The sequence below is a fragment of the Salaquimonas pukyongi genome, from assembly GCF_001953055.1.
GTDB lineage: Bacteria > Pseudomonadota > Alphaproteobacteria > Rhizobiales > Rhizobiaceae > Salaquimonas > Salaquimonas pukyongi.
Genome location: NZ_CP019044.1, coordinates 2757675 through 2770597, shown reverse-complemented (window position 1 = coordinate 2770597; position 12923 = coordinate 2757675). Strand labels below are relative to the sequence as shown.

Genomic DNA, 12923 nt, shown 5'->3' with positions numbered 1-12923 from the left:
CAGTGCCTGCACTGCTGCGCTTTTTGCGCCTTGCCGAAGACCCGGTTACCGGCGTTCAAACGATTCCATCTAACCAGGACACGCTCTAGTAACGGGCCCGGGGGCCGCCAATAACAGGCCGGGAGGAAATTTCGAATGGTCGTGCTGAACAAAATCTATACAAAGACCGGCGATGACGGCACGACGGCACTTGGCAGTGGCGAGCGCCGGAAAAAGTACGATCTCAGAGTGGCTGCCTATGGTACGGTCGATGAGGCGAATGCCTGTATCGGGCTGGCGCGGCTGCATCTTGTGGATAATGGCGAACTGGATGCGGTTTTGATGCGCATCCAGAATGACCTGTTCGACCTTGGAGCAGACCTTGCGACGCCGGAAATCGGCGAAACGCCCGACTATGAACCGCTGAGAATTACTTCGGGACAGGTGACGGCGATTGAAGAGGAAATCGACCGCATGAACAAGGAATTGAAGCCATTGCGTTCCTTCGTCCTGCCGGGCGGCTCTCCGGCTGCGGCCTATCTGCACCTGGCGCGCACCGTTGCCAGGCGCGCAGAGCGGATGATCGTCGAATTGTCCGAAGAAAAGGGTGAACAGGTTGGCGGTGAGGTGATTTGCTACATGAATCGCCTGTCGGATTTTCTGTTTGTCGCTGCGCGGGCATCGAACGAAAACGGCGCGGCGGACGTGCTTTGGGTACCGGGCGCAAATCGCTGATGGCGGAATTTTCCGCTTTTCTGGCAAGGTTCGAAAGGTAAGCCGGTCATGTTCATCCCCCTGCATGATGCCAACGCGCTCAAGCACATCCGGCTGCAATATGTCACGCTTGGCGTCATTGCGGTGAACGTCCTGTTCTGGCTTGCCACCGGCACGCCGATGGTTTCCGACGCCGCGGTCAAGCAGGCGAGCTTTCTTGCCTATGGTTTCATTCCGTCGGTGGCCAACGGATTCGAGGTGCTGCCGGTCGAACTTGACCGCATTCCGCCGCTGGCGACCTATGTCACCTATGCGTTTTTTCACGGCGATTTCATGCATCTGGCCGGCAACATGCTTTTCATCTGGGTGTTCGGCGATAATGTTGAGGATGCAACCGGCCATTTTCGGTTCGTGATTTTCTATCTGGTCTGTGCTGCTGCTGCGGCGCTGACGCACTCGCTGGTCGACCCGCAATCCCCGGTGCCGCTGATAGGTGCCTCGGGTGCGGCGTCGGGCATTATGGGCGCCTATCTCCTGCTGCATCCCAAAATCCGCGTATGGGCGCTGGCGCTTGGCCGAATTCCGTTGCGCATTCCAGCTGCGGTGGTGCTGCTGGGCTGGATCGGGTTTCAGATATTCCAGTTTTTCAGCGACCTGGGCGGCCAGGTTTCCTGGGCAGCGCATATTGGCGGGTTTCTTGCCGGAATGGTGTTGATCCTGTTCATGCGGCGCTCCGGTGTCCTGCTGTTTGACCGTGTCGACAATGTCGTGCTTCCTGATCCGGCAGACATCGGGTCGGCTGGGGAAACCGGCAATTCCGGTCAAACAACGGAAAAAGCGGCCGATAAAGCGGTCAGGACGGGCTCGGTTCCCGCCACCGGCAAACGGGGGACGATACGCTGGGGCCGCGGCGGTGGCGACGAAAACTGACCTTGAGCACTGAACGTCCTGGCAATGGAAAAACGGGCAGCACCAGTTCACGAAACCGCTCTGCTGATTGACGTGCACGTCAATTTTGTTTAGGGAGCGCTGCATCCGCGAAAACGCGAGCCGGGTGTGCCAAAGCGCCCAGCAGGAATTTGACACGAAAAGTCGGTTTTAGCCTATCAGTCCAGCATTGAATGCCATAGGGGAAGCCTGTATTTGCAGTTGCGGCCCGCCGGGCGAAGAGATGTTTCTGAGGGTCGGTTTTTACCGGAAGAAGCGAAAATCAGCGGGTTGATGCCAAAGGCAGAGGAAAAGCAATGAAGATCATAGTACCGGTCAAACGCGTGGTCGATTACAATGTGAAAATCCGCGTGAAGGCGGATGGCAGCGGTGTTGACCTTGCCAATGTGAAGATGTCGATGAACCCGTTCGACGAGATTGCCGTCGAAGAAGCGATCCGGCTCAAGGAAGCTGGCAAGGCGGAAGAGATCATCGCTGTTTCGGTTGGTCCGCAGCAGGCCCAGGAAACCATCCGTACCGCGCTTGCAATGGGTGCAGACCGGGGCATTCTGGTAAAAACCGACGATCTGGTGGAGCCGCTGGCCGTGGCCAAAATCCTCAAGGGCGTTGTCGAGGCGGAAGGCCCCGGTCTTGTCATCCTCGGCAAGCAGGCAATCGACGACGACAGCAACCAGACCGGCCAGATGCTGGCGGCATTGCTCGGTTGGAGCCAGGCCACCTTTGCAAATACCGTGGAGATCAAGGGCGACGTGGCGGAGATCACCCGCGAGGTCGATGGTGGTCTGCAGACCATCGAGGTCACGATGCCGACGATTATCACTACCGATCTGCGCCTTAACGAACCGCGCTATGCTTCGCTGCCCAACATCATGAAGGCGAAAAAGAAGCCGCTCGACGAGAAGACGCCGGGCGACTTTGGGGTTGATACCGCTGCCCGGCTGAAAGTCATCAAAACGGTTGAACCGGAAGGCCGCAAGGCCGGCGTCAAGGTTGCCGATGTCAATGAACTGCTCGACAAGCTGAAAAACGAAGCCGGTGTGCTGTAAGAAAGGGACTACGAGACCATGACCATTCTTCTTCTCGCAGATCACGACAATTCTGCCCTTTCCGACCAGACCGCAAAGGCGCTGACCGCTGCCGGCGAAATAGGCGGCGATGTGCATGTTCTGGTGGCCGGTCAGGGCTGCAAGGCCGTTGCCGACGAGGCTGCCAAGCTTGCCGGAGTTTCCAAGGTGCTGCTGGCCGACGATGCGGCCTATGCCAATCATCTTGCCGAGCCGGTGGCCGATCTGATCGTTTCTCTAGCCGGCGACTACGATGTGCTGATGGCGGCCGCCACCTCCAGCGGCAAGAACATCATGCCGCGGGTTGCAGCCCTGCTCGATGTCATGCAGGTTTCCGATGTCATTACAGTCGTTTCCGAAGATACCTTTGAGCGGCCGATCTATGCCGGCAATGCGATCCAGACTGTGCAGGCGACCGATGCCAAGAAGGTTCTGACCATCCGCACGGCGGGCTTTGCCGCAGCAGGCGAGGGTGGCAGCGCCTCCGTCGAAAATGCATCGGCCGCAGGCGATCCGGGTCTTTCCAAATTCATCGGCGACAAGATTGTCGAGAGTGACCGGCCGGAACTCACTTCTGCCAAAATCATCATCTCCGGGGGCCGGGCGCTGGGCTCGAAAGAGAACTTCATGAAAGTCATCCTTCCCGTTGCAGACAAGCTGGGTGCTGCTGTTGGTGCGTCGCGCGCGGCGGTGGATGCCGGCTATGCGCCGAACGACTGGCAGGTCGGCCAGACCGGCAAGGTTGTTGCTCCCGATCTTTACATTGCCTGCGGCATTTCCGGTGCCATTCAGCACCTCGCCGGCATGAAGGATTCCAAGGTCATCGTCGCCATCAACAAGGACGAGGAAGCGCCGATCTTCCAGGTTTCCGATTACGGCCTGGTTGCCGATCTCTTCGACGTTCTGCCGGAAATGGAAAAGGCGCTGTAGCCTTCGCAGCGTAAGCCAGAATCTTGAGGCCGGAGCAGGAAAAACCTTGCTCCGGCCTTTTCTTTTTCCCACATAAGCAGGACAATCGCATTGAGGCCAGTAAGGTCAGAACGCGAGAAAACAGGAATACGATGAGCGGCAAGACAAAGTCCGTCGGGGTTATTGGAGCAGGCCAGATGGGCGCCGGCATTGCCCATGTATCGGCACTGGCTGGCTATGATGTGTTTTTGCACGATCTGGGTGCCGAGCAGATCGAATCGGGCATTGCCACCATCAATGGCAATCTCGCGCGGCAGGCAGCGTCCGGCAAGATCAGCGATAAGGAGATGAAGGCCGCCCAGGAGCGGCTTGACGGGGCGCCAACGCTCAACGATCTGGCGAGCTGCGATCTGGTTATCGAGGCAGCGACGGAAAACGAGGCGATCAAGCGGCAGATTTTCGCCAATCTGTGTGCCCAGCTCAATCCCCAGGCGATCGTCGCCTCCAACACCTCTTCGATCTCGATCACACGGCTGGCCTCTGCCACCGACCGGCCGGAAAAGTTCATCGGCATTCATTTCATGAACCCGGTGCCGCTCATGCAGCTGGTTGAGCTGGTGCGGGGCATTGCGACCGGCGATGAAACCTTCGATACAGCGAAAGCCTTTGTCGATTCGCTGGGCAAGACCATTGCCGTGGCGGAGGATTTTCCCGGTTTCATGGTCAACCGTGTCCTGCTGCCGATGATCAACGAGGCGATCTACACGCTGTATGAAGGCGTTGGAAACGTGCAGAGCATCGATACCGCCATGAAGCTTGGCGCCAATCATCCCATGGGACCTCTGGAGCTTGCCGATTTCATCGGGCTCGATACCTGCCTTTCTATCATGCAGGTGCTGCATGACGGGCTGGCGGATTCGAAATACCGGCCTTGTCCGCTGCTGGTGAAGTATGTCGAGGCCGGCTGGCTCGGCCGCAAATCCGGCCGCGGGTTTTACGACTATCGCGGGGAGACGCCGGTTCCCACGCGCTAGGTTATGCTTCGAAAGTCATACTCTTCGTCCGTGCGCAAGGCAGGCTCCGGGTCCAACACTTTTTGAACGGTATCCCGCAATAGCAGCGTGCACCAAGCTGCGGCACCAGGCGGCGGCACATTGCGTGATTTATCCACGTTTGACGAGCCATCACCATTCGTCATCGCCGGGCCTGACCCGAGGCAAGCGAAGCGCCGCCGATGGCGAAAGACAAACGAAGCGCCGTCGAAAGCCGGCGATCCAGCGCTGGTCGTTGTGCACTGGATCCTCGGCTCAAGGCCGAGGATGACGAAGGAGGGGCCGAGGATGACGAAGGAGGGGCCGAGGATGACGAAGGAGGGGCCGAGGATGACGAAGGAGCAAACGACGCACTCCATCCGGCCCCGTCAATTGCCGGAACAGCAGCTACTTCCCCACTACCGCGCCGATCAGGCGCCTGGCATCGCTGCCAGCCCAGTCGGCAGGGCCGTTGAGATTGCCGAGGACGCAGCCGTCGGCATCGACCAGCAGCGTAACCGGCAGGCCGAAGGCGAGGCTCTTCTTTTTCAGTTCATTGAAGATGCCCATGGTCTCGTCCTGGTAGAAGGGCAGGTGCGATATGCCGATCTCCTCAAAAAAGGCGAGGGGTTTGTCCGGCCCGCCCCGGTCGATCGAAACCGGCAGAACCTGAAAGGCGTCACTGCCGAACTCGGCCTGCAAGGTGTCGAGCGCCGGCATTTCCTCCCGGCAGGGCGCGCACCAGGTGGCCCACAGGTTGAGCAATACGGTCTTGCCGGCAAAATCGGCTGTGGAAGCCTTGTTGCCGCCCCGCCCGGCAAATTCGAAGACCGGCAGGGGTATCGGCTCGTCTGAAACAGCGAAGGCGGCAACATCGCCGCCTGCGTGTTGCTCCAGTGCAGCGACCCGTTCTGCGGAGGCGGCACATTGCGCCGTTTGCACCGTGGAATTATCGCTGCAGGCAGCCAGCACAAAGACTGCCATCGCAAACAGCGTACCGTGGCGCCAGTTAGCGGGTAGCACTGAACGGTTTTTTTCTGTATCGCTCACGCGACTTTTCTCCAGGAGCAGATCATGGCCAGGAAGCCATCGACCAAGGGTTCGAGCAACAAGATGTGGGGCGGGCGGTTTTCCGACCGGCCCGATGCCGTCATGGAGGCTATCAATGCCTCCATCAGCTTCGACAAGAAGCTGTATGCGCAAGACATAGCGGGTTCGAAGGCGCATGCAACCATGCTTGCCGAACAGGGCATTCTTTCAAAGCGTGATGCCAAAGCGATCCTCAAAGGTCTAGACACGATTTTGTCAGAAATCGAGGCTGGCACTTTCGCGTTTTCCGCCGCGCTTGAGGACATTCACATGAATGTTGAGGCACAGCTTTCCGAGCTGATCGGCCCGGCGGCAGGCCGGCTGCATACCGCTCGCTCGCGCAACGATCAGGTGGCGGTCGATTTCCGCCTGTGGGTAAAGGCGCAGGCCGAAGCCATGCATTTGGAACTGGGCAGGCTGATCGATGTGCTGCTCGATCATGCCGAGGCCCATGCAGGGACCGTGATGCCGGGATTTACCCATCTGCAGACGGCGCAACCGGTGACGTTCGGCCATCACTGCATGGCCTATGTGGAGATGTTTGCCCGCGACCGCTCGCGGCTTGCCGATGCGATTGTCCGCATGGATGAGTGTCCGCTGGGGGCAGCAGCGCTTGCCGGCACGGGCTTTGCCATCGACCGCAAGGCAACGGCGAAGGCGCTGGGTTTTCGCGAGCCAACACGCAACTCGCTCGACAGCGTTTCCGACCGGGATTTCGCGCTGGAATTTCTTGCCGTTGCCTCGATATGCGCCACTCACCTGTCGCGGCTGGCAGAGGAACTGGTCATCTGGTCAACGCCGCAGTTCAACTTCGTTCGCATGTCGGACCGGTTTTCCACCGGCTCCTCCATCATGCCGCAGAAGAAGAACCCCGATGCTGCCGAACTCATCCGCGCCAAAACGGGCCGTATCAATGGCAGTCTCGTCGCGCTGCTGACGGTGATGAAGGGGCTGCCGCTGACCTATTCGAAGGACATGCAGGAAGACAAGGAAGCGGTGTTCGATACGGCGGAAAATCTGGAACTTGCCGTTGCTGCGATGACGGGTATGGTCGCTTCCATGACCATCAATGCCGATGCGATGAAGCGGGCGGCAGGTTCCGGCTTTTCGATTGCCACGGATCTCGCCGACTGGCTGGTACGTGAAACCGGCCTGCCGTTCCGCGAAGCCCATCACGTGACCGGCAAGGCGGTTGCGCTTGCCGAAAAAATGGGCTGCGGGCTGGAGGACCTTGCCCTGGAAGACCTACAGAAGCTGAACGGCAAGATCACCCGGTCGGTTTTCGATGTGTTGTCGGTGGAAAAGTCCGTTGCCTCGCGCAAGAGCTATGGCGGCACGGCGCCGGCAAATGTAAAGCGCCAGGCCGCACGGTGGCGCAGGTTGCGGGCAAAGGAGCGCAGACAGTGCTGATGAGATGATCAGGCGGGGCTGCTGCCCTGTTTGACAATTGATCCGGCTTGACGAATATGAGCCGCAACGATGACGGAGTTACTGCCATGATGTGTGGCAACGGATATAACAGATTGCTGGCTGTTGTACTGCTGGCGGGCCTTGTGGCGGTCTCCGCTTGCGGGCGAAAGGGACCGCTTGAGCCGCCGCCGGGCAGTGTGTCGCCTTCGACCTCTTCAGGCACCGCAAGTGAACCTGCCGCAGAGGATAACCGCATCATTCTGGATGCGCTGATCTGATCTGTTGCATCGCGCCTTTCCGGCGGGACTTCTTCCGAGATTTTTTTGCAAGGCAGCGCCCGTGAACCATTTCCAGTACAGGCAAGGCATCCTGCATGCCGAAGACGTACCTCTGCCACAGATTGCGGCGGAAGTCGGCACGCCGTTTTACTGCTATTCGACGGCGACGCTGGAGCGGCACTACAAGGTGTTTTCGGGCGCCTTTGGCGATATCCCCTCACTGGTGTGTTACGCCATGAAGGCAAATTCCAACCAGTCGGTGCTAACAACACTGACCCGGCTTGGCTGTGGTGCGGATGTGGTGTCGGGCGGTGAATTGAAGCGGGCACTTTCTGCCGGCATTCCGCCCGAAAAAATCATGTTCTCCGGCGTCGGCAAGACCGATGATGAAATGGATGCCGCGCTCGAAGCCGGCATTTTGTGTTTCAACGTAGAATCGGTGCCCGAACTGCATGCGCTGTCGGCGCGGGCGGCGGCAATGGGGAAAACGGCGCCCGTCTCCTTCCGCATCAATCCGGATGTGGACGCGAAAACCCATGCCAAAATCTCCACTGGCAAGAAGGAAGACAAGTTCGGCGTGCCCTGGGAGCAGGCGGAGGATATCTATGCACTTGCCGCGAGCCTGCCCGGCATCGCGGTTACCGGCATCGACATGCATATCGGCAGCCAGATCACAGAGCTGGAGCCTTTCGATCATGCCTTTTCAAGGCTGGAAGGCCTGGTGCGGCGGCTACGGGCGGAAGGGCACACCATTGACCATGTTGACCTCGGCGGCGGGCTGGGCATTCCCTATCGCGGCGACAATGCGCCGCCACCGGGCCCCGACGCTTATGCCGACATCGTCAAACGCCATGTGCGGGCGCTCGATTGCCAGGTGATTTTCGAGCCGGGCCGCCTCATCGTCGGCAATGCGGGCATTCTGGTCGGCAGCGTGATCTACCGGAAGGAAATGCCGCACAAGACTTTCCTGATCGCCGATACCGGCATGAACGACCTGATCCGGCCGACGCTCTATGATGCCTGGCACGATATCCGTGCCGTGGTGGAGCCTGCCTCCGATGCGGTATGGAGTCAGTGCGATGTGGTCGGCCCGGTCTGTGAAACCGGCGATTTCATGGCCCATGACCGCGACCTGCCGCCGATGGACCGTGGCGACCTGTTTGCCATCTTTTCGGCAGGGGCCTATGGTGCGGTGCAGGCGGGAACCTATAATTCTCGCCCGCTGGTGCCGGAGGTACTGGTAAAGGGCGACCGGTTTTCCGTCATCCGTCCGCGGGTGGAGGCGGATGAAATCCTGGCGCTGGACCGTATCGCGGACTGGCTTTCCTGACACGTTCTTGTATCGACGCCATCTGGCTTGTTGCGCCGCTATCTGGCTCCATCGTTTCCATGCGCTCTGGCGCTAGGGGTTTCATCCCAATTCCCCGACAATGGGAAAATTGAGACTATCAGTGCGGCGGGCGCTGCTGCTAGAACCTGAAGTGTGAAGCGCCGGCGACACATACCAAGCAATCCAGCCAGCGCATGTGAAGTACTGGAAACACCGGGACCGCCTGCGGGCAGATCATCTGGCGGAATTGGGAGAAACATCATGAACATCAACGCACCGCAAAATCCAAACGATTATTCGGCAGTGGTAGAGGCCGACAAGACCAATGTCTGGCACCACCTGGTCCAGCACAAGAAGTTCGAGACGGTCGACCCGATGATCGTCATCGAGGGTAAGGGCATGCGGGTGTGGAACCAGGCGGGCCGCGAAATTCTCGATGCGGTTTCCGGCGGGGTTTGGACCGTGAATGTGGGCTATGGCCGTGAATCGATTGCCAATGTGGTGCGCGACCAGCTGGTAAAGATGAACTATTTCGCCGGTGCCATGGGCTCGATCCCCGGTGCGCAGTTTGCCGAGCGGCTGATTTCAAAGATGCCGGGTATGAGCCGGGTTTATTACTCGAATTCCGGTTCGGAGGCGAATGAGAAGGCTTTCAAGATCGTTCGCCAGATTTCCCATCGCAAGGGTGGCAAGAAGAACAAGATCTTGTACCGCGACCGGGATTATCACGGCACGACGATCGGCACCCTTGCCGCCGGCGGCCAGAACGAGCGCAAGATGCAGTACGGCCCTTTTCCGGAAGGGTTCGTGGAAGTGCCGCACTGTCTTGAATACCGCTCCCAATGGGGCGAAGTGGACGACTATGGCCTGCGTGCCGCCAATGCCATCGAGGAGGTTATCCTGCGCGAGGGGCCGGATACGGTCGGTGCGCTGATCCTCGAGCCGATCACGGCAGGCGGCGGTGTCATCACCCCGCCGGAAGGTTATTGGCCGCGGGTTCAGGAAATCTGCAAGCAGTATGATGTGCTGCTGATCATCGATGAAGTGGTCTGCGGCATGGGCCGCACCGGCAAGTGGTTCGGTTACCAGCATTACGACATCAAGCCAGACATGGTGACGATGGCAAAGGGTGTGGCCTCCGGCTATGCGGCGATCTCCTGCACGGTGACCACGGAAGAAGTCTTCCAGCAGTTCAAGGAGGATGCCGCAGATCCGCTGTCCTATTTCCGTGACATCTCGACGTTTGGCGGCTGCACGGCAGGCCCGGCAGCAGCGCTTGAGAACATGCGCATTCTGGAAGAAGAACAACTGATCGAGAATTCGGCTGCCATGGGCGACTATCTTCTGGAACGTCTTGAGGGACTGAAGGAAAAACACCCTGTCATCGGCGAAGTTCGCGGCAAGGGGCTGTTTGCCGGTGCCGAACTGGTCAAGGACCGCGAGACGAAGGAACCGGTGGAAGAAGCATTTGCCCAGCAGGTGGTGGCCAACTGTCTTGCCGATGATGCCGTCATCATCGGGGTAACCAACCGCTCGGTTCCGGGTTTCAACAACACGCTGACGCTTTCACCGGCGCTGATCGCCAGGAAGGCCGACATCGATGCCATTGTCGGGGCCATCGACAATGCGCTGGCCAAGGCGACAAGCTGAACCTGTAATTGTCAGCGTTTGGCTGGCAGCCCGATTGCGTTTGGCTGGCAGCCCGATTGTATGAGACCTGCCCCCAAAAACAGGGGGCAGTTTTTTTGTCAAAAGGTCAACGCGCAGTCGGCAGATCGCTTATTGGTGTGTCGATGATCATCCTGATGGATGTGGTCTTGCGGCTTGAACCATCCTTGACCGCAAGGGTAGCCGGTCAGACTGGGTTGATGGCGTAACGGGTCAGGACTGCGCCGGTATCCATGCGCTCGATTTCCAAAAGGGAGAGCTTTCGCCTCAGGTTATGGCCTTCGAACAACCGGGTTCCATGGCCGAAGAGTTCCGGCAAGGTGAGGAGCCAAAGCTCGTCGACGGCATCGCTCCGCAGGGCAGATTGAGCCATCAAGGCACCGGCGAAGATCACCATGTCCTTGCCCTCACGTTCCCTTTCCCGCGCAATCACCTCATTGAATGCCCCCTCTGCCTTTTTACTGTTTTCCCAAGCAGAAACCTCGTTCAGCGTGCGCGAAAAGACGAGTTTTCTGCTGCCGTTCATGAAGGCGGCAAGGGCTCTTGTCGGTTCGGGTAATGTTTCATCGCGCCCGGCCTGTGGCCAGAACTCGGACATTTTTTCCCATGCCGTGCGACCGTAGATCAGCGTGTCGAAGCGTTCGATCATACGTCCGGTCCAGCGGTCGAGATCGGGCGACCATTCGGGCGCAATGAATTCGCCACCCGGGCCGTTGATATAGCCGTCGAGGCTAAGAACAATCGAGACGACGAGTTTTCTCATGACATTCTCCACTTGCATTATGCAATCGGTTGATTGGTAGGCAATCTGATTGCATAATGCAAGCAGTATAAGGTGGAGAATGGACCATCGCTCGGGATGCCCGATCAATCTTGCAGTCGAAGTGCTTGGAGACCGTTGGAGTGTTGTCGTCCTGCGTGACATGATGTTCGGCAACCGCCGTACCTTCCGTGACCTGCATGTCAATTCGCTGGAAGGTATCGCCACGAATATCCTGGCCGCCCGGCTAAAACACCTTGAAGCCGAGGGGCTGATCACATTCGCCCCTGATCCCGGTCATAAGCAGAAGAAAATCGATAGCCTGAGCGAAAAAGCAATATCGCTTGTTCCCGTACTTGTGCATCTGGGCGCATGGGGTCTTGAGCACACCCCATCTACCCCGGAACTCGGCGTGCGCGCCGAAGTGCTTGCCAGGGGCGGGCCGAAAATGTGGGAAGACTTCATGGCCGAACTCAGGAGCATTCACCTGGGTATTTCCATGCCGGAAGGGGTTACTTCGGTGTGCGACTTCATGCAGAAATCTTATGAGGCTGTGTTGAACGAGCAGCAGAAAAGCTGAACACCCGCTCCGGCCATGCCGATCAGCCCGTAAGTTATTGCTTCAGTACTCCCCAAGTCTCTTGTCCGGATCGTAGGCCGATTCCACCTCCTTGATGACCGCCTGGCCACAGCGCATGTCGCCGCTCATCGGATCGTGGGCGTATTGCGGCGGGCCGTAAAGCTCCCAGCCGTCTGAAAGCGCTTTCGTCACCTTGTGGCAGAACTCGGAGGTGTCCGGGCCGGTCAGGAAGCGGTAGAGGCGCGTCATGGCGTTCTCCTTGTTGTTTTCGCCGCTGCAAGGAGCCTCTCGGCCTGCTCGAGATGGAGGCGTTCCACCATTGCACCGTCGATCTGGATTGCGCCCTTGTGAGTATTTTCTGGCTTGGCGAAGGCTGAAACGATCGCCTCGGCACGGGCAAGCTCTTCCTGCGACGGTGAAAAGGCCGAATTGGCGGTTTCGATCTGGGCGGGATGGATGAGCGTCTTGCCGTCAAACCCCATCGCGGCTCCCTGGGCACATTCAGCCGCCAGGCCGTCGAGGTCCCTGAAGGCGTTGTACACCCCGTCGAGCACATGAAGGCCATGGGCGCGGGCGGCTGCAACCACCTGCATCAGCCAGGGCAGCATCACGGGGCGGCCCCCTTCCATTTTTACGCCGGTTGCCTTTGCAAGATCGTTGGGGCCGACAACAAGGGCTGAAAGTGGCGGGCCGGAGCCGGCAATCTTATTGAGGTTCATCAACGCCATCGGCGTCTCGATCATGATCCAGAGCGCGGCCTTTGACCCCTGTTTTTCAAGCATGGCAGTTGCCGTTTGCAGCGGCTTAAGGGTTTCTACCTTGGGCAGCAGGATCGCGTCGGGTGCACATTGAATTGCGACGTCAAAGGCCGCATCGAATCCCGGACAGCCAGTTGCGGGCGTGCGGATGATCCGTTCGCGGCCGCCGAAATCGGCACCCTTTACCAGTTCAAGGAGATTGGCGTGCGCCGTTTTGCGCGCTTCTTCAGCGACCGAGTCCTCAAGATCGAAAATCACGCAATCAGCTGAAAGCGTTTTTGCCTTTTCGATGGCACGGGCATTGGAGGCCGGCAGGAACAGCACCGAGCGGCGCAGGCGAAACGGCTTGCTGCCGCCATCTGGAGGAATGAAAACCATTCCTGCTTGTCACCCGGAAAACGGCGC

The 12923-nt window shown here is 58.9% G+C and carries 14 protein-coding genes; 10 read left to right on the top strand and 4 right to left on the bottom strand.

Annotated elements, in window-relative coordinates; all coding sequences use genetic code 11:
* The first annotated feature begins 135 nt into the window (after positions 1-135).
* The 5 genes from BVL55_RS13300 (at position 136) to BVL55_RS13280 (ending at position 4648) form a co-directional block, all read left to right on the top strand.
* On the top strand, positions 136-714 hold the full coding sequence (locus tag BVL55_RS13300) for a cob(I)yrinic acid a,c-diamide adenosyltransferase (RefSeq protein ID WP_075997309.1): 579 nt from the start codon (positions 136-138) through the stop codon (positions 712-714).
* A 48-nt stretch (positions 715-762) separates the two neighbouring features.
* Complete coding sequence (locus BVL55_RS13295; protein WP_075997308.1) at positions 763-1623, top strand: rhomboid family intramembrane serine protease; 861 nt, start codon at positions 763-765, stop codon at positions 1621-1623.
* Positions 1624-1937: 314 nt separating this feature from the next.
* The gene (locus BVL55_RS13290) at positions 1938-2687 is read left to right on the top strand and encodes an electron transfer flavoprotein subunit beta/FixA family protein (protein ID WP_075997307.1); all 750 of its coding nucleotides are present in this window, start codon (positions 1938-1940) and stop codon (positions 2685-2687) included.
* 18 nt (positions 2688-2705) lie between these two features.
* Positions 2706-3635 carry an electron transfer flavoprotein subunit alpha/FixB family protein gene (locus tag BVL55_RS13285; protein ID WP_075997306.1) on the top strand — a complete coding sequence of 310 codons (930 nt, stop codon included), beginning with the start codon at positions 2706-2708 and terminating at the stop codon, positions 3633-3635.
* 131 nt (positions 3636-3766) lie between these two features.
* Positions 3767-4648 carry a 3-hydroxybutyryl-CoA dehydrogenase gene (locus tag BVL55_RS13280; RefSeq protein WP_075997305.1) on the top strand — a complete coding sequence of 294 codons (882 nt, stop codon included), beginning with the start codon at positions 3767-3769 and terminating at the stop codon, positions 4646-4648.
* Between the two features lie 405 nt (positions 4649-5053).
* Here BVL55_RS13280 and tlpA read toward each other — a convergent pair whose 3' ends face one another.
* Positions 5054-5695 (bottom strand): thiol:disulfide interchange protein TlpA, encoded by a 642-nt coding sequence (tlpA, locus tag BVL55_RS13270; RefSeq protein WP_075997303.1) that lies wholly within the window; start codon positions 5693-5695, stop codon positions 5054-5056.
* A gap of 24 nt (positions 5696-5719) precedes the next feature.
* On the opposite strand from tlpA, the gene argH reads away from it, so the two are divergent.
* The 4 genes from argH (at position 5720) to BVL55_RS13250 (ending at position 10402) form a co-directional block, all read left to right on the top strand.
* Positions 5720-7144 (top strand): argininosuccinate lyase, encoded by a 1425-nt coding sequence (argH, locus tag BVL55_RS13265; protein WP_075997302.1) that lies wholly within the window; start codon positions 5720-5722, stop codon positions 7142-7144.
* A gap of 86 nt (positions 7145-7230) precedes the next feature.
* Positions 7231-7422 (top strand): LPS translocon maturation chaperone LptM, encoded by a 192-nt coding sequence (lptM, locus tag BVL55_RS13260; RefSeq protein WP_205410801.1) that lies wholly within the window; start codon positions 7231-7233, stop codon positions 7420-7422.
* Between the two features lie 61 nt (positions 7423-7483).
* A complete protein-coding gene (lysA, locus tag BVL55_RS13255) occupies positions 7484-8752 on the top strand; it encodes a diaminopimelate decarboxylase (RefSeq protein ID WP_075997301.1) in 1269 nt (422 codons plus the stop codon).
* A 261-nt stretch (positions 8753-9013) separates the two neighbouring features.
* Positions 9014-10402 (top strand): aminotransferase family protein, encoded by a 1389-nt coding sequence (locus tag BVL55_RS13250; protein ID WP_075997300.1) that lies wholly within the window; start codon positions 9014-9016, stop codon positions 10400-10402.
* A gap of 205 nt (positions 10403-10607) precedes the next feature.
* Here BVL55_RS13250 and BVL55_RS13245 read toward each other — a convergent pair whose 3' ends face one another.
* Positions 10608-11183, bottom strand: a complete 576-nt coding sequence (locus tag BVL55_RS13245; protein ID WP_075997299.1) for a dihydrofolate reductase family protein — start codon at positions 11181-11183, stop codon at positions 10608-10610.
* 79 nt (positions 11184-11262) lie between these two features.
* Between BVL55_RS13245 and BVL55_RS13240 the strand changes: the two genes are divergently transcribed.
* Positions 11263-11760: a winged helix-turn-helix transcriptional regulator gene (locus BVL55_RS13240; RefSeq protein WP_075997298.1), complete on the top strand. Its 498-nt coding sequence runs from the start codon at positions 11263-11265 to the stop codon at positions 11758-11760.
* A gap of 42 nt (positions 11761-11802) precedes the next feature.
* Here the strand turns inward: BVL55_RS13240 and BVL55_RS13235 are convergent, their stop codons facing one another.
* Both BVL55_RS13235 and BVL55_RS13230 read right to left on the bottom strand, forming a co-directional pair.
* Positions 11803-12009, bottom strand: a complete 207-nt coding sequence (locus tag BVL55_RS13235) for a DUF1737 domain-containing protein (protein WP_075997297.1) — start codon at positions 12007-12009, stop codon at positions 11803-11805.
* The gene (locus BVL55_RS13230) at positions 12006-12896 is read right to left on the bottom strand and encodes an HpcH/HpaI aldolase/citrate lyase family protein (RefSeq protein ID WP_075997296.1); all 891 of its coding nucleotides are present in this window, start codon (positions 12894-12896) and stop codon (positions 12006-12008) included. The genes BVL55_RS13235 and BVL55_RS13230 overlap by 4 nt, the downstream gene beginning before the upstream one ends.
* Positions 12897-12923 lie beyond the last annotated feature (27 nt).

Excerpts from the sequence above, each read along its gene's own strand:
- BVL55_RS13295 (WP_075997308.1), top strand. The coding sequence starts at position 763 with ATGTTCATCCCCCTGCATGATGCCAACGCGCTCAAGCACATCCGGCTG.
- BVL55_RS13240 (WP_075997298.1), top strand. The coding sequence starts at position 11,263 with ATGGACCATCGCTCGGGATGCCCGATCAATCTTGCAGTCGAAGTGCTT.
- BVL55_RS13285 (WP_075997306.1), top strand. The coding sequence starts at position 2,706 with ATGACCATTCTTCTTCTCGCAGATCACGACAATTCTGCCCTTTCCGAC.
- BVL55_RS13245 (WP_075997299.1), bottom strand. The coding sequence starts at position 11,183 with ATGAGAAAACTCGTCGTCTCGATTGTTCTTAGCCTCGACGGCTATATC.
- BVL55_RS13250 (WP_075997300.1), top strand. The coding sequence starts at position 9,014 with ATGAACATCAACGCACCGCAAAATCCAAACGATTATTCGGCAGTGGTA.
- argH (WP_075997302.1), top strand. The coding sequence starts at position 5,720 with ATGGCCAGGAAGCCATCGACCAAGGGTTCGAGCAACAAGATGTGGGGC.
- BVL55_RS13230 (WP_075997296.1), bottom strand. The coding sequence starts at position 12,896 with ATGGTTTTCATTCCTCCAGATGGCGGCAGCAAGCCGTTTCGCCTGCGC.
- BVL55_RS13300 (WP_075997309.1), top strand. The coding sequence starts at position 136 with ATGGTCGTGCTGAACAAAATCTATACAAAGACCGGCGATGACGGCACG.
- BVL55_RS13280 (WP_075997305.1), top strand. The coding sequence starts at position 3,767 with ATGAGCGGCAAGACAAAGTCCGTCGGGGTTATTGGAGCAGGCCAGATG.
- BVL55_RS13290 (WP_075997307.1), top strand. The coding sequence starts at position 1,938 with ATGAAGATCATAGTACCGGTCAAACGCGTGGTCGATTACAATGTGAAA.
- lptM (WP_205410801.1), top strand. The coding sequence starts at position 7,231 with ATGATGTGTGGCAACGGATATAACAGATTGCTGGCTGTTGTACTGCTG.
- BVL55_RS13235 (WP_075997297.1), bottom strand. The coding sequence starts at position 12,009 with ATGACGCGCCTCTACCGCTTCCTGACCGGCCCGGACACCTCCGAGTTC.